23 protein-coding genes and 1 pseudogene are annotated in these 19703 nt (G+C 67.0%); 14 read left to right on the top strand and 10 right to left on the bottom strand.

Going from position 1 to position 19703, the window contains the following annotated elements:
• The first annotated feature begins 4 nt into the window (after positions 1-4).
• A complete protein-coding gene (locus ASF16_RS20590) occupies positions 5-904 on the top strand; it encodes an ABC transporter permease subunit (RefSeq protein ID WP_235507459.1) in 900 nt (299 codons plus the stop codon).
• A 170-nt stretch (positions 905-1074) separates the two neighbouring features.
• Here the strand turns inward: ASF16_RS20590 and gstA are convergent, their stop codons facing one another.
• The 9 genes from gstA to ASF16_RS20635 all read right to left on the bottom strand — a co-directional run bounded on the left by gstA (position 1075) and on the right by ASF16_RS20635 (position 7191).
• A complete protein-coding gene (gstA, locus tag ASF16_RS20595) occupies positions 1075-1683 on the bottom strand; it encodes a glutathione transferase GstA (protein ID WP_056171625.1) in 609 nt (202 codons plus the stop codon).
• Positions 1684-1798: 115 nt separating this feature from the next.
• Complete coding sequence (locus ASF16_RS20600; protein WP_056171627.1) at positions 1799-2569, bottom strand: class II aldolase/adducin family protein; 771 nt, start codon at positions 2567-2569, stop codon at positions 1799-1801.
• A 145-nt stretch (positions 2570-2714) separates the two neighbouring features.
• Positions 2715-3155, bottom strand: coding sequence for a GNAT family N-acetyltransferase (locus tag ASF16_RS20605; protein ID WP_056171629.1), 441 nt, complete (start codon positions 3153-3155; stop codon positions 2715-2717).
• Between the two features lie 59 nt (positions 3156-3214).
• Positions 3215-3679: a carboxymuconolactone decarboxylase family protein gene (locus ASF16_RS20610; RefSeq protein ID WP_056171631.1), complete on the bottom strand. Its 465-nt coding sequence runs from the start codon at positions 3677-3679 to the stop codon at positions 3215-3217.
• A gap of 196 nt (positions 3680-3875) precedes the next feature.
• Positions 3876-4784 carry an RNA polymerase sigma-70 factor gene (locus ASF16_RS20615; protein WP_056171633.1) on the bottom strand — a complete coding sequence of 303 codons (909 nt, stop codon included), beginning with the start codon at positions 4782-4784 and terminating at the stop codon, positions 3876-3878.
• Positions 4785-4996: 212 nt separating this feature from the next.
• Positions 4997-5272, bottom strand: coding sequence for a YkgJ family cysteine cluster protein (locus ASF16_RS20620; RefSeq protein WP_056171634.1), 276 nt, complete (start codon positions 5270-5272; stop codon positions 4997-4999).
• Between the two features lie 32 nt (positions 5273-5304).
• A complete protein-coding gene (locus ASF16_RS20625) occupies positions 5305-5913 on the bottom strand; it encodes an NADPH-dependent FMN reductase (RefSeq protein WP_056171636.1) in 609 nt (202 codons plus the stop codon).
• 69 nt (positions 5914-5982) lie between these two features.
• Entirely contained in the window at positions 5983-6537 is a 555-nt protein-coding gene (locus ASF16_RS20630; RefSeq protein WP_056171638.1) for a DUF1772 domain-containing protein, read from the bottom strand.
• Positions 6538-6597: 60 nt separating this feature from the next.
• Complete coding sequence (locus ASF16_RS20635; RefSeq protein ID WP_056171640.1) at positions 6598-7191, bottom strand: Crp/Fnr family transcriptional regulator; 594 nt, start codon at positions 7189-7191, stop codon at positions 6598-6600.
• A 161-nt stretch (positions 7192-7352) separates the two neighbouring features.
• On the opposite strand from ASF16_RS20635, the gene mnmG reads away from it, so the two are divergent.
• From mnmG to ASF16_RS20700, 13 genes are all read left to right on the top strand, one after another.
• Positions 7353-9341, top strand: coding sequence for a tRNA uridine-5-carboxymethylaminomethyl(34) synthesis enzyme MnmG (gene mnmG, locus ASF16_RS20640; protein ID WP_056171642.1), 1989 nt, complete (start codon positions 7353-7355; stop codon positions 9339-9341).
• A 2-nt stretch (positions 9342-9343) separates the two neighbouring features.
• Positions 9344-10024: a 16S rRNA (guanine(527)-N(7))-methyltransferase RsmG gene (gene rsmG / locus ASF16_RS20645; protein WP_056171644.1), complete on the top strand. Its 681-nt coding sequence runs from the start codon at positions 9344-9346 to the stop codon at positions 10022-10024.
• Between the two features lie 128 nt (positions 10025-10152).
• On the top strand, positions 10153-10767 hold the full coding sequence (locus tag ASF16_RS20650) for a LysE family transporter (protein ID WP_056171646.1): 615 nt from the start codon (positions 10153-10155) through the stop codon (positions 10765-10767).
• Positions 10768-10791: 24 nt separating this feature from the next.
• Positions 10792-11634 carry a ParA family protein gene (locus tag ASF16_RS20655; protein ID WP_082517066.1) on the top strand — a complete coding sequence of 281 codons (843 nt, stop codon included), beginning with the start codon at positions 10792-10794 and terminating at the stop codon, positions 11632-11634.
• 34 nt (positions 11635-11668) lie between these two features.
• Complete coding sequence (locus ASF16_RS20660) at positions 11669-12220, top strand: alpha/beta hydrolase (protein ID WP_056171648.1); 552 nt, start codon at positions 11669-11671, stop codon at positions 12218-12220.
• Positions 12217-12504: a hypothetical protein gene (locus ASF16_RS20665; protein ID WP_056171651.1), complete on the top strand. Its 288-nt coding sequence runs from the start codon at positions 12217-12219 to the stop codon at positions 12502-12504. The genes ASF16_RS20660 and ASF16_RS20665 overlap by 4 nt, the downstream gene beginning before the upstream one ends.
• 86 nt (positions 12505-12590) lie before the next feature.
• On the top strand, positions 12591-12887 hold the full coding sequence (locus ASF16_RS20670; RefSeq protein WP_056171653.1) for a cupin domain-containing protein: 297 nt from the start codon (positions 12591-12593) through the stop codon (positions 12885-12887).
• Between the two features lie 61 nt (positions 12888-12948).
• Positions 12949-13866: a ParB/RepB/Spo0J family partition protein gene (locus tag ASF16_RS20675; RefSeq protein ID WP_056171655.1), complete on the top strand. Its 918-nt coding sequence runs from the start codon at positions 12949-12951 to the stop codon at positions 13864-13866.
• 605 nt (positions 13867-14471) lie between these two features.
• On the top strand, positions 14472-15218 hold the full coding sequence (locus ASF16_RS20680; RefSeq protein WP_056171657.1) for a hypothetical protein: 747 nt from the start codon (positions 14472-14474) through the stop codon (positions 15216-15218).
• A 332-nt stretch (positions 15219-15550) separates the two neighbouring features.
• Positions 15551-17089 (top strand): COG3014 family protein, encoded by a 1539-nt coding sequence (locus tag ASF16_RS20685; protein WP_056171660.1) that lies wholly within the window; start codon positions 15551-15553, stop codon positions 17087-17089.
• 35 nt (positions 17090-17124) lie between these two features.
• Positions 17125-17538 (top strand): YcfL family protein, encoded by a 414-nt coding sequence (locus tag ASF16_RS20690; protein ID WP_056171663.1) that lies wholly within the window; start codon positions 17125-17127, stop codon positions 17536-17538.
• Between the two features lie 46 nt (positions 17539-17584).
• Positions 17585-18199 carry a penicillin-binding protein activator LpoB gene (lpoB, locus tag ASF16_RS20695; RefSeq protein ID WP_056171664.1) on the top strand — a complete coding sequence of 205 codons (615 nt, stop codon included), beginning with the start codon at positions 17585-17587 and terminating at the stop codon, positions 18197-18199.
• Between the two features lie 169 nt (positions 18200-18368).
• Positions 18369-19331, top strand: a complete 963-nt coding sequence (locus ASF16_RS20700) for a hypothetical protein (RefSeq protein WP_056171666.1) — start codon at positions 18369-18371, stop codon at positions 19329-19331.
• A gap of 163 nt (positions 19332-19494) precedes the next feature.
• On the opposite strand, the pseudogene ASF16_RS26905 reads toward ASF16_RS20700, so the two are convergent.
• Positions 19495-19703: pseudogene (locus ASF16_RS26905) on the bottom strand (IS110 family transposase); the annotation flags it as partial.

The following is a 19703-nucleotide window of genomic DNA, read 5'->3' on the forward strand; positions in this document are numbered from 1 at the left end:
TGCCATGAGCCAGATCCTGGTGGTGCCGGGCATTGGACGCGATGCGCCTGGTGCGGCCGTGTCCGATGCACCTGCCGCGCCGCACGTTGCACACGTAGCGTCCTCGCTGCGTGCCGTGGCGCCGTTCCGTCTGCCCGGCAGCGGACCGAGCCGCGGCATCAGCGCCGTGTGTGTGGTCGCGCTGGTGGCGCTGTGGTGGCTGGCCACGCACCTGGCCTGGGTGCCGCCCCTGTTCCTGCCCGCACCCGATGCCGTGCTGCGCGCGTTGGGCGATGCCTGGCGCGGCAACATCCAGGGCGGTGAGCCGCTGTGGAAGCACCTGCAGTGGAGCGCGATCCGCGTGTTCGGTGCGTTCGCCTTGGCGGCTGTCACAGCCGTGCCGGTGGGCATCGCCATGGGCGTGAGCCGCGTGGCGCGCGGCGTGTTCGACCCGCCCATCGAGTTCTACCGCCCGCTGCCGCCGCTGGCCTACCTGCCGCTGATCGTGATCTGGCTGGGCATCGACGAGGCGTCCAAGATTTTGCTGATCTACCTGGCCTGCTTTGCCCCCATCGCGCTGGCCGCCAAGGCCGGCGTGCGCAGCGCGAGCGTGGAGCAGATCAACGCCGCCCTGTCGCTGGGCGCGGGCCGATGGCAGCTGGTGCGGCACGTCATCGTGCCCGCTGCGCTGCCCGAGATCATGGTGGGCCTGCGCATCGCCATCGGCTTCGGGTGGACCACGCTCGTGGCCGCCGAGATGGTGGCAGCCACCGTGGGGCTGGGGCAGATGGTGCTCAATGCCTCCAACTTCTTGCGCACCGATGTGGTGGTGATGGGCATCCTGGTCATCGGCCTGGTGGCGTGGACCTTCGACTGGTTCATGCGCTGGCTGGAGCAGCGCTTCGTGCCCTGGAAGGGGCGTTAGTCTTTGAGTCAGTCTCGGAACTGTGGCCCGCCACAGCGCATGAAACTGGCGCGGCCCAAGGCCAGTGCACTTGCGCAAGGGCCGCCCCGCCGCGCTGGGTGCGTCCCCCTCCCGAATCGCGCAGCGAGTCGAGAGAGGGGGAAGGCGCGCAGCGCCTCAGGGGGAGCTTATTACTTCAACAAGCCTTCGGCCTTCATGGCCTCCTGCACCGCAGGGCGGGCGGCCACGCGGTCACGGTAGGCGGCCAGGTTCGTTAGAGCGGAAATATCCACGTTGGTCGGCTTGGCCCAGTTGGTCACGGTGAACAGATAACCGTCGGCCACGGTGAACTGGTCGCCCATCAGGTACTGCTTGTCGGCCAGCTGGCTGTCCACCCACTGCAGGCGCTGCAGCAGCTTCTCGCGCGCCATGGTCTTGTATTCCTCAGGCGTGGCGGGGTTGAACAGGGGGCTGAAGCCCTTGTGGATTTCGGTGCCGATGAAGGTCAGCCATTCCTGCAGGCGGTAGCGCTGCAGCGAGCCGTTGGTGGGCGCCAGCATCTTCAGGGGCACCTGGTCGGCGATGTACTGCACGATGGCCGGGCCTTCGCGCAGGCGCGTGCCGTCGTCCAGCTCCAGCATGGGCACATAGCCCAGCGGGTTGATGCTGTAGTAGTCGGTGCCGTCCTGCAGCTTGTGGCTCTTGGTGCTGGCGAGCACGGGCGTGAAGGCCAGGCCCGCCTCGTGCAGGGCGATGTGCGGGGACAAAGAGCAGGCGCCGGGGGAGTAGTACAGCTTCATGATGAAAAGGTCCTTCTGAGAAAAGTGACGAAAAGCCCCGCATCCTATGCCTTGCGCATGACCCTTGCCGTCGTCTTGGGGTGTGCGGCGTTGTGGGACGCCCCCTGCACAAGCCTCAGCTGTCGTAGCCGGGCGCCTCGCGCTGCACCTTGCGCAGCAGCGCAGGCCACGCAAACGCGCCGCCCAGGCCGCCGGTCTGCACGCGCATGGCCTGGGCCACGCTGCTCACGATCTGCGGGTTCACGGCCGTGAGCTCGCCGCCGGCCTGCGCATCGATCTGGATGCGGCAGGTGTTCTCGAAGGTGTACATCGACAGAAACGCATCGGCAATCGTTCTGCCCACGGTGAGCAGCCCGTGGTTGCGCAGCATGAGGAAGTTGGCCTCGCCCAGGTCGGCCTGCAGGCGCGGCTTTTCCTCGTCGCGAAAGGCCACGCCCTCGTACTCGTGGTACGCCAGCGAGCCCAGCACGAAGGTGCTCTGCTGGCTGATGGGCAGCACGCCGCCCTTTTGCGCACTGACTGCAACGCCCGCGCGGGTGTGGGTGTGCAACACGCAGCCGGCGTCGGGCCGGGCCTCGTGCACGGCGCTGTGGATCACGAAGCCCGCAGGGTTCACGGGGAAGGGCGAGTCGTGCAGCTTGTTGCACTGCATGTCCACCTTGATCAGGCTCGACGCGGTGATCTCCTCGAACATCAGGCCGTAGGGGTTGATGAGGAACTGGTGCTCAGGGCCCGAGACCGACTCGGGCAGCTTGGCGCTGATGTGGGTGAAGACCAGGTCACTCCAGCCGTAAAGGCTCACGAGCCGGTAGCACGCGGCCAGGTCGCAGCGCAACTGCCATTCTTCGGGACTGACGCTTTCTTGCAGGGAGGGGGTGGCGATCATGGGGCGTGTCTCCGGATGTTGTGGACTGAAACGCCCACTGTAGGCCGCCCCGCCGCGTGGCGCTGTCAGGCAGGCTACACAAGCCGCAGAAAGGGCTATGGGCCCAGCCGGAGGCCCGCCGGGCAGGCCGGCAGACAGGCGGGCTTCAGCAGGCCGCAGGGCCGTCCGCGTAGATCGACGGAAAGTACCGCTCCATCAGCGACTGGGGCTTCAGCGGCGCGGTAAAGCCGAAGCCCGCATACAGGCCATGCGCGTCGCCCGTGGCCAGGGTGAAGCGGCGCAGGCCCTGCAGGCGGGGGTGGGCCACGACGTGCTGCATCAGCACCTTGCTGTGGCCGTGGCCGCGGTGCTCGGGCAGCACGAACACGTCGACCAGGTTGGCGAAGGTGGCGTAGTCCGAGATCACCCGCGCAAAGGCGACCTGCGACGCGCCCAGGAATCCGCCGAAGCACAGCGAGTGCTCCATGGCGCGCTGCAGCGTGGCCAGGGGAATGCCCCGCGCCCAGGTGGACTGCTCTGACAGGAAGCGGTGGATGAGCGCGGTATCGAGCTCGTCCGCGTGGGTGGTGACGCGCAGGGTGTGCATGCGAAAAGTATACGAACGGCATGCAGTCGGACCAGGCCGCCTGGAGTTCCCGGCCGGCCTTAAACCCCCACAGGCTGGGTCGGGATGGGGCTGCGCATGCCCGCGTTGAGCAGGTTCCACGCGTTCATCACGGCGATGGCAAAGCCCAGGTCCGAGATCTCTGCGTCGGTGAAAACGGCTTTGAGCTTGTCGAACTCTTCGTCGCTCGCGTCGCTGTGCGGCGTGGCGGTGAGGATCTCGGCCCAGCGGAACGCGGCGCGCTCGCGGTCGTTGAAGAACGGTGCCTCGCGCCAGCCGGCCACGGCGTTCAGGTGGCGCGGTTCCATGCCATCCTTGACGAGGAAGTTCCAGTGCATGTCCATGCAGTAGGCGCAGCCGTTGATCTGCGAGACGCGCAGGAACACGAGTTCGGCTAGGCGCGCGCCCAGGGCGCCCTTCTTGATGGTTTCGGACACGTTGACCAGGCCCATGAAGGCCTTGGACGAGAGCTGGTGATAGGGCAGGCGGGCGGTGTGCTGGGACATGGAAAAACTCCTGGGTTGCGCTGTGGTTGAAATGAAAGGGCGGTGGGTGCGAGGCACGGGCCATCGCATTCCATACCTTTCAAGACGTGCGCGTGTTGTCCGGTGTGACAGCGGGCGGTGATTTTTTTTGCTGCCTCCACTCCACCTCCATCCACGTCACCACGTCACCACCACCACGCCCAGCCCCGTACCCGTGTCAGTCCAGCGAGAGCGGGATGCCCGCGAGCTTGTCCGGGTTGCGGATCGCGTAGATCGCCACGATGCGCTCGCCGTCGGTCACGAAGGCCTGTGCCGATTCGAGCTGGCCGTCCAGGTAGCGCAGCAGCCCCGGCTCGCCGTTGATGAGGGCCATGCGGTAGACCACCTGCGCGCCCAGGCGGCGGAACAGGGCCCAGTACAGGTTGGCGATGCGGAAGGGCCCCACCAGCGGCTTGGGGAAGGATGGCACCTTGCCGCCACCGTCGCCGATGAGCTGGGCGTCTTCGCTGAGCAGCGTTTCGATGGCGTTGCGGTCGCCGCTGCGGGCGGCCAGCATGAAGCGCTGCAGCAGCTGGTGGTGCACGTTGCGCGGCACTTCGAAGCGGGTGCGCGCCTGCTGCACGCGTTCGCTCGCGCGGTGCACCATCTGGCGGCAGCTGGCCTCGGTCTTGCCCAGCTGGGCCGCGATCTCGGGGTAGTCGTAGTCGAACACCTGGCGCAGCAAAAAGGCGGCGCGCTCCTCGGGCCCCAGGCGCTCCAGCACGTACATGAACGCCACCGACAGCTCGCCCGCCAGCTCGGCGGCCGACTCGGGCGTGTGCGCACCGTCCAGCTCCACCAGCGGCTCGGGCAGCCACCAGCCCACATAGGCCTCACGCTCGGCCTTGAGCGCGCGCAGCCGGTCGATGGACAGGCGCGTGACCACCGTGACCAGCCAGGCCTCGGCCGACTGCAGGGCGGCGGGGTCGGTGCGGCTCCAGCGCAGCCAGGCGTCCTGCAGCACGTCTTCGGCATCGGCGCGCACGCCGAGCATGCGGTAGGCGATGCCGAAGAGGCGCGGGCGCAGGGTGGTGAAGGGGTCGGTGGCGCAAACGCCGGAGGGCGCTGGAGGGTCTGCAGAAGTCATGGGCTGGTGCCTGGGCTGGGGGGGTGAAGCAGATCAACCGCCGCTGCGCGTTGTTTGGCCGTATGGACCAGACGGAGGAGACTGCCGGTGTGTGACAGCTTGGAGGAGTTTGCTCCTGTTTTGATAGCTGGTTGCGCTTGCAAGATGAGCGGTAGGGCCGGTTTTGATCGTAAACCGCAGCGCGTGACACCGGTGTGGTGGCCCGTTGCAGCTCAAGGCCGGGACGGCGCCGCGCCCGGCTGGGTCAACCGCTCCAGCCGTTCCAGGTACACGAAAGCCGATGCGGTGCTGGCGCCGCACATCTCGGCCGACGGCATGAGCCCGCCGCACACCGCGGGGCGCTCGGGCTGCCCAAAAATGAGGCAACGCTCCCCTGCGCCCAGCTGCACGCACCGCACCCCGGCGGGCTTGCCCTGCGGCATGCCCGGGATGGGGGAGCTGATGGAAGGTGCGGTGCAGCAGGCACCGCAGCCGGGGCGGCAGTCCATCGGGTTGTTGTGGCTGGCTGACTGGTGGAGCGTCAGGCGGCGGCGCCTTCGGGGTGCAGGCGGGCGGAGGCCCACAGCACCTGCTCCACCACGCCGCGCACGCGGTCGCGGTGGGCTGGCTGCACCAGCGCGCCGGTCTCGTCAAACGCGCTACCGGCCGAGCCCAGCGCAAACGCCTTGGGCGCCAGCCAGCATTCGGCGTTGATGAGCAGCGGGGCCAGGTGGCTTTGCGAGCGCAGGCCGCCCAGTGCGCCGGGCGATGCGCTGAGCATGCCCACCACCTTGCCGCGGAAGGACTTGCCGCCGTCTTCCCAGTCGGGGTTGCCCTTGACGGGGCTGGACGCCCAGTCGATGGTGTTCTTGAGCAGGGCGGTGTAGCTGCCGTTGTACTCGGGCGAGCAGATCACCCAGGCGGGGTGCCGCCACAGGACCTCCTTGAGCCGGATCACGTCTGCCGGCGTGCCCTGGGCTTCGAGGTCGGCGTTGTACAGCGGGATGTCGAAGTCCGACAGCTCCAGCAGCGTGACCGTGGCACCGGCATCGCGTGCGATGGCGGCGGTGGCGTGGGCCAGCTTGCGGTTGAAGGACTGCTGGCGCGTGCTGCCGGCGAAGACGAGGAGAGAGGGGGTAGTCTGGGGCATGGTGCCTGCGATTGGAGCACAGGCGTGCAGCAGGAATACTGCAAGACACTGCCAAGGCGCGGGGGTGCCTCAGCGGTCGTGCGTGGTTGCAGCAGGCAGCCCGGGCCAGGTCCGCGTCGCGCTGCGCCATACCAGCGTACCCAGGGCGGCGGCAAACGCCGCCAGGCTGAGTCCGGCGCGCCAGAGGTTGGCGGCGTTCCACCGGTCGCGCACACCCTCCCAATCGGCCGGCAGGGCCTGGGGGTTCCAGGCTTCGGTGGTGTGGTTTTGCGGCAGGTTCACCTGCTGTGTGAAGAACACGATGCCCAACACATAGGCCGCCCCCACCAGTGCGAGCCCGCGCCACCAGCCCGCCCGATGCTCCCGCCAGGCCGCGGCCAGCGCCAGTGCACACCACACGGGCGGGCCGAAGAAGAGGGTGAAGAACAGCGCATGCCGCACGTTGCGGTTGAGGGCCGACTGCACGGTGGCGTAAGTGGCACCGTCCATCTGCAGCAGCGCCATGTTGACGTTGGCGCTGTAGGTGCCGAAGAACCCGGCCATGAGGCCCAGCCACAGTACGGCCAGGGCATGGGGTGCGAGTGCCAGTCCGAAGGGGAGGGAGGTGGGGTGGGTATGGGGCATGGTCTGGCGGTGCGGGGAGTGGCGACCTGCGCACTGTCGCCGCCTCCGGCATCCACCGCCTTAACCTTTGATAAGCCCCAGCTCGCTGCGCACCCGCGACAGGGTGACGTCCGTCATGCCCAGGTACGAGGCCAGGTGCCGCAGCGGAATGCGGTCGGCCCACTGGGGACGTTCGCGCACCAGCTTTTCGTAGCGCTGGCGGGCGCCGAGTTGCAAAAACTCCTGCTCGCGCTGCATCTTGCCGTCCAGCAGTGCGCAGAGCGTGCGGTGTTCCAGGCTTGCCCACGCGGGCCAGGTGGTGGCTGGCCCGCCCGTGGCCGGCCAGGGCAGGGCCCACAGCACGGTGGCGTCTTCCATCGGTTCCACGTGAAACATTGCCGGTGTTTCGCGCAGCCAGGGGGTGACAGGCCAGAGCATGCTGCCGTCCAGGAAGAAGTTCTTGTTGGACTCTGCCCCTTCGCTGTCCAGGTAGTACAGGCGCAGGGCCCCGCGCTCCACCCACCACAGGTGCTGCCAGCGATCGCCCGCTTGCAGCAGCGGTTGCCCACGCTGCAACTGCAGGCGCTGGGCGCTGGCCCACCAATCCCGAACAGGGGGCGGCGCGGAGCCCAGCAACTGGGTCAGGAACAGGGTAAGGGGCGTAGAAACAGACACGGCCAGCGCAAAGTGGGAAAATCGCGGGTTACCCGCCGGGCGCCGGGGCCTTGTACCCAGGCTGCTGAGGCGGGCCGAGGGGCTGCGCGCCTGCCAGTCAGCGGCTGCAGCAGCACCCCGGGTTTTCATTATCGGGCCCACCAGGCCCCCGGAGTTGTCCCATGTTGTACCCCCAGGAATTTGATGTGATCGTTGTCGGCGGTGGCCATGCTGGCACCGAGGCTGCGCTGGCCGCTGCGCGCATGGGCAGCAAGACGCTGCTGCTCACGCACAACATCGAGACGCTGGGGCAGATGAGCTGCAACCCGAGCATTGGCGGCATCGGCAAGGGGCACTTGGTCAAGGAAGTGGACGCACTAGGCGGTGCGATGGCGCTGGCGACGGACGAGGGCGGCATCCAGTTCCGCATTCTCAACAGCTCCAAAGGCCCTGCGGTGCGCGCCACCCGGGCCCAGGCGGACCGAATTTTGTACAAGGCCGCCATCCGCCGCATGCTGGAGAACCAGCCCAACCTGTGGCTCTTCCAGCAGGCGGTGGACGATCTGATGGTGGAGGGCGACCGGGTGGTGGGCGCCGTGACGCAGGTGGGCATCCGCTTCCGGTCGCGCACAGTGGTGCTCACGGCCGGTACCTTCCTGGACGGCAAGATCCACGTGGGCCTGAACAACTACGCGGCCGGCCGGGCAGGGGACCCGCCCGCCGTGTCGCTGTCGGCGCGGCTCAAGGAGCTGCAGCTGCCGCAGGGCCGGCTCAAGACCGGCACGCCCCCCCGCCTGGACGGACGCAGCATCGACTTTTCGAAGTGCCTGGAGCAGCCCGGTGACGGCATGCCCGGTGGCGTGAACGAGGGCACGGTGCCGGTGTTCAGCTACATGGCCCATGCGCACGGCGGTGCCGCGATGCACCCGCGCCAGATGCCCTGCTGGATCACCCACACCAACGAGCGCACGCACGAGATCATCCGCAGCGGCTTCGACCGCAGCCCCATGTTCACCGGCAAGATCGAGGGCGTGGGCCCGCGCTACTGCCCGAGCGTGGAAGACAAGATCAACCGCTTTGCCGACAAGGACAGCCACCAGATCTTCCTGGAGCCCGAAGGCCTGACGACCCACGAGTTCTACCCCAACGGCATCTCCACCAGCCTGCCGTTCGACATCCAGTACGAGCTGGTGCGCAGCATGCCGGGGCTGGAGAACGCGCACATCCTGCGCCCGGGCTACGCCATCGAATACGACTACTTCGACCCCCGTTCGCTCAAGAGCAGCTTCGAGACGCGGCAGATCCAGGGTTTGTTCTTTGCCGGGCAGATCAACGGCACCACAGGCTACGAAGAAGCGGCGGCGCAGGGTTTGTTTGCCGGCATCAACGCCGCGCTGCAGTGCCGGGGCGATGCACCCTGGCTGCCCGGCCGCGACGAGGCCTACCTGGGCGTGCTGGTGGACGACCTGATCACCAAGGGGGTGACCGAGCCCTACCGCATGTTCACCAGCCGGGCCGAGTTCCGCCTCCAGCTGCGCGAAGACAACGCGGACATGCGCCTGACCGAAGCGGGGCGTCGCATGGGCCTGGTGGACGACGCGCGCTGGGATGCCTTCAGCCGCAAGCGGGACGCTGTTTCACGTGAAACAGAACGCCTGAAGGCCACCTGGGTGAACCCGCGCAGCCTGCCTGCGGCCGAATCGGAGCGCGTGCTGGGCAAGAGTATCGAGCATGAGTACAACCTGTTCGAACTGCTGCGCCGCCCCGATGTGAACTACGCCAACCTGATGTCGCTGGATGGCGGCAAACATGCATCCGCTGATGTTTCACGTGAAACACTGGGTGCATTGGCCGAGTCGGTGTTGGAGCAGGTGGAGATTGCCGCCAAGTACGCCGGCTACATCGACCGCCAGCGGGACGAGGTGGAGCGCGCCGCGCATTTCGAAAAACTGCGCTTGCCGCCTGACCTGGATTACCTGCAGGTCACGGCCCTGAGTTTCGAAGCCCGCCAGGTACTGAGCCGCCACCGGCCGGAGACCTTGGGCCATGCGTCGCGCATCACCGGCATCACCCCGGCGGCGATTTCTCTGCTGATGGTCCACCTGAAGAAGGGCGGCTTCAAGGAGTTTGCCGTGGCCCCGTCCAAGGCCGAAGGCGAAGTGGCGGCATGACGATGACGGTATCCCCTAACGACGCGTTGCGCATCCAGCTGCAGGCGGGCGCCGAGGCCTTGGGCCTGGGCCTGGAGGATGGGCAGGTCGGCCAGCTGATGGACTTTCTGGCCCTGCTGCAGAAGTGGAACAAGGTCTACAACCTGACCTCGGTGCGCGACCCGCAGGAGATGATGACGCACCACCTGCTGGACAGCCTGGCGGCAGTGGCGCCGCTGCGCCGGCACCTCGCCACCCTGGAGTCGCAGGGCCTGGCGGCGGGCACGGTGCGCCTGCTGGATGTGGGCTCGGGCGGCGGTCTGCCCGGGGTGGTGTTTGCGATCTGCTGCCCGGAGGTGGATGTGAGCTGCGTGGACACCGTGGGCAAGAAGGCGGCTTTCATCCAGCAGGCGGCGGTGTCCTTGAAGCTGCGCAACCTGCACGGGGTGCATGCACGCGTGGAGACCTTGACGACACCGTTCGACATCATCAGCTGCCGCGCGTTTGCCTCGCTGCCCGACTTCGTGACCTGGTCGCAGGGCGCGCTGGCCACGCCCCACGGCGTGTGGCTGGCCATGAAGGGCAAGCACCCCGAGGACGAGATCGCCGCCTTGCCCGCGGGTGCATCGGTGTTTCACGTGGAACCACTGTCCGTGCCGGGCCTGGAGGCCGAGCGCTGCATCATCTGGTTGAAGCCCGCCTGAGTTTTTTGGGGCGTGTGGACCGGCGGGTGGCACGCGAACGACGGAGCAGGGCAGGGTGGTCGCTTAAACTCGGCTGCTCATCGTGGATGCACAGCCCGCGCCACCCACCCAGCACACCGGGAGAAATCATGTTCGGCATCGCAGACTACGGCGCCTTTGTCGCCGCCATCGTGTTGTTCCTGGCCATTCCCGGCCCCGGCAATCTGGCGCTCATCACCTCGACCAGCAAGGGCGGCGTGCGGGGCGGCCTGGGTGCGACGATGGGTGTGATTGCGGGCGACCAGGTGCTGATGTGGGCGGCGGTGGCCGGTGTGGCCACTTTGCTGGCCACGTACCCTACAGCCTTCAACGCAGTGCAGTGGCTGGGCGCGGCCTACCTGGCCTGGCTGGGCTTCAAGATGCTCACGGCCAAGCCTGGCGCCAAGCCCATCCTGAACATCGAGCCGCGCCACTACTTCAAGCAGGCGGCGCTGATCACCTTGCTCAACCCCAAGGCCATCGTGTTCTACATGGCGTTCTTCCCTCTGTTCGTGGACCCGGCGCGCCACCAGGGCATGCTGACCTTCGGTGTGATGGCTGCCACCGTCGCCGCGCTGACGTTCGCGTACGGCCTGATCGCCGTGCTGCTCACCCACTTTCTGGCCGAGCGCATGCGCGCCAACCCACGCATCGGCCGGGGGCTGGAAAAGCTGGCCGGCGTGTTCCTCATCGGCTTTGGCATCAAGCTGGCCATCTCCAAATAAAACTACACGGACTGCTGCATCCACATGGCCAAGATCTTTTGCGTTGCCAACCAGAAAGGTGGGGTCGGCAAGACCACCACCACCGTCAACCTGGCCGCCGGGCTGGCCAAGATCGGGCAGCGGGTGCTGATGGTCGACCTGGACCCCCAGGGCAATGCCACCATGGGTTCGGGCGTGGACAAGCGCAGCCTGGAGCTCACGGTGTACGACGTGCTGCTCGAATCCGCCTCGGTGAAGGAGGCGGCGGTGCACTCGGACAAGTGCGGCTACTGGGTGCTGGGCGCCAACCGGGAGCTCGCGGGCGCCGAGGTGGAGCTGGTGACCCTGGAGCACCGCGAAAAGCGCCTGAAGGCCGCGCTGGCCGAGGTGGACGGCGACTACGACTTCGTGCTCATCGACTGCCCGCCTTCGCTGTCCATGCTCACGCTCAACGGCCTGTGCAGCGCGCACGGCGTCATCGTGCCCATGCAGTGCGAGTACTTTGCGCTCGAAGGACTGACCGACCTGGTCAACACCATCAAGCAGGTGCACGCCAACCTCAACACCGACCTGCAGATCATCGGCCTGCTGCGCGTGATGTTCGACCCGCGCATCACCTTGCAGCAGCAGGTGAGCGACCAGCTCAAGGGCCACTTTGGCGACAAGGTGTTCAACAGCGTGATCCCGCGCAACGTGCGCCTGGCGGAGGCGCCCAGCTACGGTCTGCCGGGCGTGGTGTTCGACCCGGCGGCCAAGGGCAGCCAGGCGTTTGTCGAGTTCGCGCAAGAGATGGTCGAGCGCGTGCAGACCATGCCGGCACCGGGAACGGTGCAGGCAACGGCAGGGTCAGCGCCAGATTCCGTGGTCAAAATGGCCCCTGCCGCTTGATGGGCAAGCGCTAGCAGCTACTAAATTCATAGCAATGAAGGCATCCAACATCTTGCTCTTGCCTGGCTGGCAGAACTCCGGCCCCGGCCATTGGCAAAGCCGCTGGGAGGCCGTGCACGGCTACCACCGCGTGGAGCAGCACGACTGGATGCGCCCGCTGCGCGGCGACTGGTTGGCCCGGCTGGAGGAGAGCGTGGTCGATGCCGACGGCCCCGTGGTGCTGGTGGCGCACAGCCTGGGCTGCATCCTGACCGCGTGGTGGGCGGCGCATTCGGCCAACGCCCACCGCGTGCGCGGCGCGCTGCTGGTGGCCCCGGGCGATGTGGAGCGGCCCGACCTGGCCGCGCAGATCCACGGCTGGGCGCCCATTGCGCGGCAGCCCTTGCCGTTCCCGGCCCTGCTGGTGGGCAGCCGCACCGACCCGTACTGCATCCTGGAGCGTGCCCAGGGCATGGCGCAGGGCTGGGGCGCCCGTTTTGTCGACTACGGCGAGCGGGGCCACATCAATGCAGAGTCGGGCCTGGGCGACTGGGACGAAGGCCATGGCTGGCTGCAGTCGCTCGCGCAGGAGTCGTCGGCGGCATGACATTCACCCCATGGCCGTTCTTCAGGCGCCGGGGCGCTGTGCCACCTCCTGCTGCCGCCCCTGCCGCTGCGCCCGCAGCTGCCCCACGGCGGATGGCGCCTTTCTGGCTGGGCGATGCGCTGCAGGCGGTGTTGGCCTGGCTGCTGCCCAGCAGCGCGGTGGTGGTGGCTGCGCTGGGACAGTTCGTGCTGGCCGCCGTGCTGTGCATCGTGGCCTGCGGCATCTGGCTGCGCCTGTGGCGCGGGCGGGTGCGCAGGCGCAGGGCAGGGCGCCACACAGGCTGACGCTGCCTGCCTGCACCGGTTTGCACCGGCCTGTCTTGAGGCAGCCCTCACCTCCACACGCTCCCCCATTTCCCTGGCTACCCACCATGTCCCAGACCCATCTTCTTTCCGTCGCGCAGACTTTGCCCCACGCCTGGCGTTCCATCATCGTGGGCCGGGCAGCGGGCGCCAACGTCAAGGTGCTGCGCATGGATGCGCTGGCCTATCCCGACGAAACCCACGACTTCGATGAAGCGCTGCTGGTGCTGGACGGGCAGATGAACCTCGACCTCCAGGGCCGGCGCGTGCAGGTGGGCGCGGGCGAGGTCTATATCGTGCCGGCCGGCATCCCGCACGCGGTAGCCGAGGGCAGCCACGGCACGCTCGTGATCATCGACCGCTGAGCGGCGCTGATCGGCATTCATCGGCACCCATTCTTTCCATCCATCTTCCGGACACTCACCCATGGTCACCAAGAAACCCAAGGGCCTCGGCCGCGGCCTCGAAGCATTGCTGGGCCCCAAAGTCGCTGAAAAAGCAGAGCAGGCGCAGGCCGCCGAAGCCGGCCTGCCCAACACCCTGCCTCTGAGCGAGATGGTGGCCGGCATGTACCAGCCCCGCACCCGCATGGACGAAGGCGCGCTGTACGAACTGGCCGAGTCCATCAAAGCCCAGGGCATCATGCAGCCCATCCTGGTGCGCCGCCTGTCCGAGGGCGACAACGCCGGCAAGTACGAAATCATCGCGGGCGAGCGGCGTTTTCGCGCAGCGCGCCTGGCGGGCCTCGATACCGTGCCGGTGCTGGTGCGCGACGTGCCCAACGAGTCCGCCGCGGCCATGGCGCTCATCGAGAACATCCAGCGCGAAGACCTGAACCCGCTGGAAGAAGCCCACGGCCTGCAGCGCCTGATCCGCGAGTTCGGCCTCACGCACGAGCTGGCCGCCCAGGCGGTGGGCCGCTCGCGCAGCGCTGCCAGCAACCTGCTGCGCCTCTTGAACTTGGCCGACCCCGTGCAGACCATGCTGATGGCGGGCGACATCGACATGGGCCACGCGCGCGCGCTGCTGTCGCTCGACCGCGCCGCGCAGATCACGGCGGGCAACCAGATCGCGGCCAAGAAGCTGTCGGTGCGCGAGGCCGAGGCCCTGGTCAAGAAGATCGGCGCCGAGTTCAGCCTGGTGCCGCAAGAGCCCCAGAAGGAAAAGTCGCGCGACCTCAAGCGGGTGGAAGAAGAACTCTCCGACCTGCTCATGGCCGAGGTCGAAGTGCGCGTAAAGAAACGCGTCAAGCGCCACGGGCGTGTGGAAGACATGGGCGAGCTGGCGATCCAGTTCGGCTCGCTCGAAGCGCTCAACGGGCTGATCGAGCGCTTGCGGAAGTAGGGCGCCTTCGGGGCTCGGGTGACTGGCGCAGCGGCACCCAGGCTCTCGGTTCGCAGGGATTAGACGTGGGGGTAGGGCAGGCACAGCGCTCTGCCTCAGCAAGCGCGCTCTCGAGCCTGTGTACAGGGCCCTAAGTGGTGAAAATTGCAAGCCAGCCTCTGCAAACCGTGCACCGTGCTGGCGGGTTGTTGCTTGCCCACCCGTTGTGTGAAATAGCGCACATAAGCAGTTTCCACACGTAACTTGCACAGGCAAAATGTGGGACTGCGGGGCCTACACTGCGCTGCGGTCAACACTCCCGGGTTGTCCGCAAGGCCTCTCCAGCACCGCAATCCCCATTGGTGCGTGCTGCAAGTCCACGATGGTTTGCCGGGTGATCGATGCACCTCCTGGAATCCACAGACCATGCCCTCTTTCGCGTTTCGTTCGTCCCCCCGCAAGCCCCGCGACCGGCGTGGTTCCGGCCTTGCCGCCGGTGCGCGCACGAACGACACAGGCGCTCCAGGCTCACCCGCCATGCCCAGCCCTGCAGGGTGCGCTGATGGCTGGGTAGCCTCCTCTGGCAACGCTCTGCGTCGGCCGTTCGGCCGCTGAAACGCCAACCGATGCTGTCCCTGCGCATGCCCTGGCCCCTGCCCGCGTTGATTGCGTGGGCTTGCGCCTGGCTCGTGTTTGTGGCGCTGCAGCGCGCAGCGGTGCCGTCCGTCGCTGCGCTGGGCGTGGCCTGTGTGCTGGGCACGGCCGCCAGCCTGCTGGGCGGCAGCTGGTGGCGGCGTGGGTTGATTGCTGCAGGGTTTCCGCTGTCGCTGGCGCTGCTGGGCGCAGCGAGCCTGCCCACCTGGGCCTGGCTGGTACCCCTGGCACTGTTGCTGATGGTCTACCCGCTGAACGCATGGCGCGATGCGCCGGTGTTCCCTACGCCCCCGCATGCGCTCAAGTCGCTGGCATCGCAGGCGCCGCTGGCGCTGGACGCCCGCATTCTGGATGCCGGCAGCGGCCTGGGCGATGGCCTCAAAGCGCTGCGCCAGGCATATCCGGCCGCGCAGCTGGAGGGCGTCGAGTGGAGCTGGCCCCTGCGCCTGCTGTGCGCCCTGCGCTGCCCGTGGGCCTATGTGCGCCGCGGCGACATGTGGGCCGTGGACTGGAGTCCTTACCGCATGGTCTACCTGTTTCAGCGCCCTGAAAGCATGGCCCGCGCCGCCGCCAAGGCCGAGGCCGAGCTGGCCCCTGGCGCCTGGTTGGTGAGCCTGGAGTTCGCGGTGCCCGGCGTGCTGCCCAGCGTGCAGTTGCGCGTGCCGGGCGGGCGCGTGGTGTGGCTGTACCGCCTGCCCCTCAACCGTGTGGAGGCCTGAAATGGCCCACGTCGCAAAGATTGCACGGGTTGAGAACGGTTACAGAAAAGATACAAGCTTTTGCTACATTGCGTGCCTGGCTACAACCCCATACAAAACAACCAAGAAACTCACAGCCAGAGGTGGTTGCCAGCAGCACGACACAGCGCCGAGAGGGGGCGCACGTGCAGCCAGCAGCGTCCTCATCCGGTATTTCCGTCCTGCACACACAACCCCCCGGGCATTCACGGCAACGCGCGTTCGCAGCGGCGCCAGCGTGGAACAGGGGCGCTTTGCGCGTGGGCGGTGCCGGGGTTTTCTGGTGCGCAACCGACCGTCCTGCTAGGAACATCATGACCACCCAACTGTCCCGTTTTCGTCCACGCCTGCTGTGGGTGCTGACGCTGAGCGCTGCCCTGACCGGCTGCGCCACCATGCAGAGCCACGACAAGCTGGCTACCGACATGCAGGCCGCAGGCCGCACAGGCGGCATCCCTGCAGCGCTGGCGCAGCTGGAGAGCACGGCCAAGTCCGAGGATGAAAAAACGGCGCTGCTGTACAACATGGAGCGCGGCGAACTGCTGCGCATGGACCGCCGCTACCCCGACAGCACCAACGCCTTCCTGCTGGCCGACACCAAGGTCAAGGAATGGGAAGAAACCGCCAAGACCAACCCCAGCAAACTCATGGGCACCGTGGGCGCGGCGCTGATCAGCGAACGTCTGAAGGTCTACGAAGGCCAGGACTACGAAAAGGTGTGGGTGACCACGCGGCTGGCCTTGAACCGCATGGCCGTGGGCGACTTCGAGAACGCCCGCGTGGACATCAAGCGCACGCACGAGCGCGAAGCCATCATTGCCGAGTTCCGCGCCAAGGAAACCCTGGCGGCTGAAGAAGAAGCCAAGTCCAAGGGCGCGACCTCGGGCGGCAAGGAACTCAACGGTTACCCCGTCGAGACGCTCAACGACCCCGAAGTGCTGGCGCTCAAGAACGGCTACTCCAACGCCCTGAGCCACTACCTCGCGGGTTTCCTGTACGAAATGCTCAATGAGCCCGGCCTGGCAGCGCCCGGCTACCGCAAGGCCATCGAGCTCAAGCCCGAAACCGGTGTGCTCGAAGAAGGCCTGCGCGGCCTGGACACACGCACCGGCTTCACCTGGAAGCGCCGCCAGCGCATGACGGACGTGCTCTTCATCGTCGAAGCCGGTGACGCACCTGCCCGCAAGCCCAAGGCCTTCACACTGCCCGTGCCCACGGGTCGCGGCCTGGTCACGGCCAGCATCTCCTACCCGGTGATCGAGCCCTCCAAGGACGCGCTGCTCAGCACCATCTCGGCTGCCGGCACCAACCTCAAGCTGGAAAAAGTGGTGGACGTGAACGTGATGGCCCGCCGCGCGCTGAAAGACGAAATGCCCGGCATGGTGCTGCGTGGCTTCACCCGCGCCGTGGCCAAGGGCGTGCTGCAAAACGAGCTGCAAAAGCGCGGCGGCCTGGTCGGCGGCCTCATCGGCGCGGCAGCGTCTGTCACCACCGAGCAGGCTGATGACCGCATGTGGCGCATGCTGCCCGGCCGCGTGTACGTGGCCCGCGGCTACCTGCCGCCGGGCGAGCACGTCGTGACCGTGAACGGCCGCGCACTGCCCCAGCCCATCAAGATCGATGGCCAGTACGCCCTGGTGCCCCTGCGCCTGTACGACAACAGCGTGCTGACCGGCGACGTGGCCATGCTCGGCCAGCTGCCCACCGTGGCCGCTGCATCGCAGCCCGCTGCAGAGCCTGCCGCCACGACCCGCACCACGACGACGACCACCACCAACAACCGCGCCCGCCAAGTGCCCAAGTCGGCGGTCAAGTCCACCTCGACCAAGCCCGCGCCTGCCGCGAAGAACTGAAAACCACCATGTCCTACATCCAAGGAGCCTCTGGCATGAGAACCCGTATCGCCCTTGCTGCTGCTGCACCTGCCATCGCGTGCGCGGCGCTCACCCTGACCCTGGCCACCGCGGCCAGCGCCCAGCTGCACGACCCGGCCACCCCGCTGGCCGTGGCCTCCAAGGTCGCCCTGCGCGGCGAAGCCAACAGCATCGCCGTGCGCGAGATGCGCATCGTGCGCAAGAACGACATCCTGGTGGTGCAGGCCGACATGGCCAACATGGGCCGCACCGACCGCACTGTGTTCTACCGTTTCAAGTGGCTGGACAACGTCGGCAACCAGGTGGGCGACGGCGAGTCCTGGAAGCAGATGAGCGTGCTCGGCCTGGGCCAGCAGACCGTCAAGAGCGTGGCCCCTACCGCCGCAGCGGTCGACCTGCGCCTTGAAATGAACGTCGAGCCCCGCTGAACCAGCGTTGCCCATCGAAATATTGTTGAGTGAGGAGTAGAAAACCATGACAAAGAACACCATCCGGCGCAGCGCGCTCGTCCTGGCCTTCGCGGCCAGCACTCTGGCCCTGTCGGCCTGCCAGAACCTGTCTTCGCCCACCGTGCGTTTTGACCGCCAGGTCAACTACGGAGACGCCAAGGCTGTGGAGCTGGTGACCAACGAGTTCGGATCCACCGACCTGCAGATGATTGCCGAGAAGATGACCGGCGGCCTGCTGGAAACCGGCATCTTCCAGGGCCGCCCTACGGTGACGATCTCCACCGTGAAGAACAAGACCAGCGAGTACATCGACACCACCAACGTGATGAACTCCATCCAGACCTCGCTGGTCAAGTCGGGCAAGGTGCGCTTCGTGCGCTCCATCAACGAAATGCAGCAGGGCGTGGACGAACTGCAGCGCCAGAACCAGAGTGGCCTGTACAAGCAGGGCACCACCGCCAAGGTCGGCCAGATGACCGCGGCCAAGTACTCCATGGAAGGCGAGCTGACCAGCATCGTCAAGCAGAACAACGCCACCAAGGACGTGTACTACAAGTTCACGCTGAAGCTGTTCGACGTGCAGGAAGGCACGATCGAATGGCAGGACGAAAAAGAGATCCGCAAAACAAGCAAAAGGTAAGAAGCCCCCCTGAGTCGCTGCGCGCCTTCCCCCGAGGGGGACGCCACCCGTGGCCTGGCGGAGCCAGTTCCACGGTGGCGCTGGCGGGCGGTGCGCTCACTTCATGCGGCGTGGGGTCCCTCCGGCGCCGTCCGAATGAATCATTGAAGACGCTCACAAGGAGCACACCATGCAACGCAGAACCACCCTTCACACGGCCCTGGCCGTGATCGCCGCCACCACCATGGCTTGGGGCGGCAACGCCTTGGCGCAGCAGCCCGGCGCGGCGCCCAAGATCGCCGTGACCGACCTGGCCTACGCCCAGCGCGTGTCCGAGTACTTCCTGGCCGGTACCTACCAGCGCAGCAGCCAGATGAGCGCGCAGGCCAGCCACGGCGGCGGACACAGCCACGGCATGTACGGCGGCTCGGGCTCTTACTCGGGCCAGCAGTCCGTGCAGGCGTCCGAGCAGGCCAGCGGCACCTTCGTGGCCGGCCGCTACAGCTACATCGAGCAGCGCGAACTCGGCGGCTACACCAACGACATCAAGGGCGCCATCCTGCAGGGCACGTACTTCCGCCTGGTGCAGGGCAAGGGCTTTGACGCGGGCAAGCCCCAGCCCAGCAAGGCCGAGCAGGTGCTCAACCAGGTGCAGGGCGGCAAGATGGCCACGCCCCAGGTGCAGCCCCAGGTCAACGACGTGATCAGCCGCATTCGCAAGGGCGAGTTCAATGGCGCTGACTACGTGCTGTTCGGCGTGGTGTCGAGCATCGACTTCACCGACGCGCTCTCGCCCCTGCAAGGCACCACCAGCGCCACGCGCCAGTACGGCCTGCAGCTCCTTGTCGACTTCTCGCTGATCAACACCAGGACCTACGAGATCAAGGCCGCGTTCTCCGCCCAGGGCGAAGGCAACGACACCAAGATCCTGTCGATCCGTGGCGACATCGCTCCACCCAACCGTGCCAAGGTAATGCGCGAGACTTCGCTGTCGCTGGCGCAGGACGTGTACCAGCAGATGGCCATGCAGCTGGGCTACACCGACGCTCACCTGGCGCGCGGCGTGCGCCCGGCTCCGGTGTACCAGCAGGGCGGCCAGCCCATGCCTGTGCCCCAGCCGCAGCAGCCTGAGCAAGTCATTATCTTGAAATAACCCCTTGAGCGGCTTTGCCGCTTCCCCCAAGGGGGACGCCACCCGTGGCCTGGCAAAGGTTCTATGGTTCGAGTCAAGCGCTTGGGGTGATGCGATGAGCATCAAACGGCTTGCCCGATCGCCACACAGCAAAGGCAATGCGCANAAGGTTCTATGGTTCGAGTCAAGCGCTTGGGGTGATGCGATGAGCATCAAACGGCTTGCCCGATCGCCACACAGCAAAGGCAATGCGCAGCAGCTTGCGCGCCAGCACGACCAGGGCCTCGGTGCTCTTGAGACCCCGGGCGCGCAACGCCTGGTAGGTCGCCGCAAACGTGACCGTGTGGCACGCCGACATCGCCGCCATGAACATCTGGTGGCGCAGCGCCGGAT

Source organism: Acidovorax sp. Leaf78 (assembly GCF_001422735.1).
Classification (GTDB): Bacteria; Pseudomonadota; Gammaproteobacteria; order Burkholderiales; family Burkholderiaceae_C; genus Acidovorax.

What these genes read in the sequence shown, in the direction of transcription:
- ASF16_RS20590 (WP_235507459.1), top strand. Translation starts at nt 5, where the DNA reads ATGAGCCAGATCCTGGTGGTGCCGGGCATTGGACGCGATGCGCCTGGT.
- gstA (WP_056171625.1), bottom strand. Translation starts at nt 1,683, where the DNA reads ATGAAGCTGTACTACTCCCCCGGCGCCTGCTCTTTGTCCCCGCACATC.
- ASF16_RS20600 (WP_056171627.1), bottom strand. Translation starts at nt 2,569, where the DNA reads ATGATCGCCACCCCCTCCCTGCAAGAAAGCGTCAGTCCCGAAGAATGG.
- ASF16_RS20605 (WP_056171629.1), bottom strand. Translation starts at nt 3,155, where the DNA reads ATGCACACCCTGCGCGTCACCACCCACGCGGACGAGCTCGATACCGCG.
- ASF16_RS20610 (WP_056171631.1), bottom strand. Translation starts at nt 3,679, where the DNA reads ATGTCCCAGCACACCGCCCGCCTGCCCTATCACCAGCTCTCGTCCAAG.
- ASF16_RS20615 (WP_056171633.1), bottom strand. Translation starts at nt 4,784, where the DNA reads ATGACTTCTGCAGACCCTCCAGCGCCCTCCGGCGTTTGCGCCACCGAC.
- ASF16_RS20620 (WP_056171634.1), bottom strand. Translation starts at nt 5,272, where the DNA reads ATGGACTGCCGCCCCGGCTGCGGTGCCTGCTGCACCGCACCTTCCATC.
- ASF16_RS20625 (WP_056171636.1), bottom strand. Translation starts at nt 5,913, where the DNA reads ATGCCCCAGACTACCCCCTCTCTCCTCGTCTTCGCCGGCAGCACGCGC.
- ASF16_RS20630 (WP_056171638.1), bottom strand. Translation starts at nt 6,537, where the DNA reads ATGCCCCATACCCACCCCACCTCCCTCCCCTTCGGACTGGCACTCGCA.
- mnmG (WP_056171642.1), top strand. Translation starts at nt 7,353, where the DNA reads ATGTTGTACCCCCAGGAATTTGATGTGATCGTTGTCGGCGGTGGCCAT.
- rsmG (WP_056171644.1), top strand. Translation starts at nt 9,344, where the DNA reads ATGACGGTATCCCCTAACGACGCGTTGCGCATCCAGCTGCAGGCGGGC.
- ASF16_RS20650 (WP_056171646.1), top strand. Translation starts at nt 10,153, where the DNA reads ATGTTCGGCATCGCAGACTACGGCGCCTTTGTCGCCGCCATCGTGTTG.
- ASF16_RS20655 (WP_082517066.1), top strand. Translation starts at nt 10,792, where the DNA reads ATGGCCAAGATCTTTTGCGTTGCCAACCAGAAAGGTGGGGTCGGCAAG.
- ASF16_RS20660 (WP_056171648.1), top strand. Translation starts at nt 11,669, where the DNA reads ATGAAGGCATCCAACATCTTGCTCTTGCCTGGCTGGCAGAACTCCGGC.
- ASF16_RS20665 (WP_056171651.1), top strand. Translation starts at nt 12,217, where the DNA reads ATGACATTCACCCCATGGCCGTTCTTCAGGCGCCGGGGCGCTGTGCCA.
- ASF16_RS20670 (WP_056171653.1), top strand. Translation starts at nt 12,591, where the DNA reads ATGTCCCAGACCCATCTTCTTTCCGTCGCGCAGACTTTGCCCCACGCC.
- ASF16_RS20675 (WP_056171655.1), top strand. Translation starts at nt 12,949, where the DNA reads ATGGTCACCAAGAAACCCAAGGGCCTCGGCCGCGGCCTCGAAGCATTG.
- ASF16_RS20680 (WP_056171657.1), top strand. Translation starts at nt 14,472, where the DNA reads ATGCTGTCCCTGCGCATGCCCTGGCCCCTGCCCGCGTTGATTGCGTGG.
- ASF16_RS20685 (WP_056171660.1), top strand. Translation starts at nt 15,551, where the DNA reads ATGACCACCCAACTGTCCCGTTTTCGTCCACGCCTGCTGTGGGTGCTG.
- ASF16_RS20690 (WP_056171663.1), top strand. Translation starts at nt 17,125, where the DNA reads ATGAGAACCCGTATCGCCCTTGCTGCTGCTGCACCTGCCATCGCGTGC.
- lpoB (WP_056171664.1), top strand. Translation starts at nt 17,585, where the DNA reads ATGACAAAGAACACCATCCGGCGCAGCGCGCTCGTCCTGGCCTTCGCG.
- ASF16_RS20700 (WP_056171666.1), top strand. Translation starts at nt 18,369, where the DNA reads ATGCAACGCAGAACCACCCTTCACACGGCCCTGGCCGTGATCGCCGCC.